This window comes from Nocardioides terrae (genome assembly GCF_900112345.1).
Classification (GTDB): Bacteria; Actinomycetota; Actinomycetes; order Propionibacteriales; family Nocardioidaceae; genus Nocardioides; species Nocardioides terrae.
The window spans coordinates 1-1,299 of sequence record NZ_FOLB01000034.1 but is presented as its reverse complement, the minus strand read 5'-3'; the positions used below and the strand labels follow the sequence as shown (position 1 = coordinate 1,299).

Annotated in this window: 1 protein-coding gene; it reads left to right on the top strand. The window is 65.4% G+C overall.

All coding sequences use genetic code 11. The annotated features are described in order from the left end of the window. Positions 1-67: 67 nt before the first annotated feature. Positions 68-1,257 (top strand): IS3 family transposase gene (locus BM236_RS18570; protein WP_245750429.1). Its coding sequence is split into 2 segments (ribosomal slippage): positions 68-346 and positions 349-1,257, totalling 1,188 coding nucleotides; the frame shifts between segments, so codons are not numbered across the junction. Positions 1,258-1,299: the final 42 nt, after the last annotated feature.

Here is a 1,299-nt window from a genome sequence, read left to right as displayed (position 1 = left end):
GGGTCTGCCCCGAGTTTGGTTGACACCTGACCTCTGAGGTTTCGGCCTCAGGCGGAAGGATGTCCCCGTGGCAAAGCCCTACCCCAAGGAGTTCCGCGACGACGTCGTGGCCGTGGCCCGCAAGGGCCAGGCGCCGCTGGCACAGATCGCGAAGGACTTCGGCGTCTCCGAAGGCTCGCTGACCAACTGGTTGAAGCAGGCCGACATCGAGGACGGCAACCGTCCCGGTATCACCGAGGACGAGCGCAAGCAGCTGCGTGAAGCGAACAAGCGGATCCGACTCTTGGAGCAGGAGAACGAGGTCCTCCGCCGTGCGGCCGCCTACCTGTCCCAGGCGAACCTGCCGGGAAAATAGTCTTCCCGCTCGTCCGAGAGATGGCCGCGACCGGTGCCCCGATCAGGGTGCCGGTCGCGGTGACGTTGCGGGTCCTCGGCCTGTCCAGGGCCGGGTACTACAAGTGGCTCAACGACCCCTTGTGCCAGCGGGACTGGGACGACGCCCACCTCATCGACAAGCTCTACGGTCTCCATGCCGACGACGCGACCCTGGGCTACAGGTTCCTCACCGACGAGCTCGATCTCGAGTATGGCATCAGGGTCGGCGAGAACCGCGTGCATCGCCTGTGCCGGATCGCCGGCATTACCGCCAGCCACCACAAGAAGCGCTCCAAGCCGGGCTCGACCGGCCCGGCCCCGCACGATGACCTGCTGGCGGTCGTGGACGAGCACGGCGTCGTGCGGCATGAGTTCCTCGCCGACGGGCCGAACAAGGTGTGGCTGTGGGACATCTCCGAGCACCCCACCCGGGAAGGGAAGCTCTACATCTGCGCGATCAAAGACGTGTGGTCGAACAAGATCGTCGGCTACTCCATCGACACCCGGATGAAGTCGTCCCTCGCCCGGGCAGCGATGCGCAACGCCATCGCGTTGCGCTCCCCGGTAGGGACGGTGTGCCATTCGGACAGAGGCGGTCAATTTCGTGCCAAGCGCACCCAGCGGCTGCTGGCGAACAACGGCCTGATCGGCTCGATGGGCCGCTCCTACGGCGCCGGAGACAACGCCAGCATGGAGAGCTTCTTCAGCCTTCTGCAGAAGAACGTCCTCAACACCAGGCGCTGGGAGAACCGCGAAGACCTCCGGCTCGCGATCGTCACCTGGATCGAGACCAAGTACAACCGACGCCGTCGCCAACGCGCCCTCGGCAAGCTCACCCCGGTCGAGTTTGAGATGATCTACGCCGCCGCAAACGCGGCCTGATTACTGCAAACCCCGAGTGTCAACCAAAGCGGGGGCAGACCC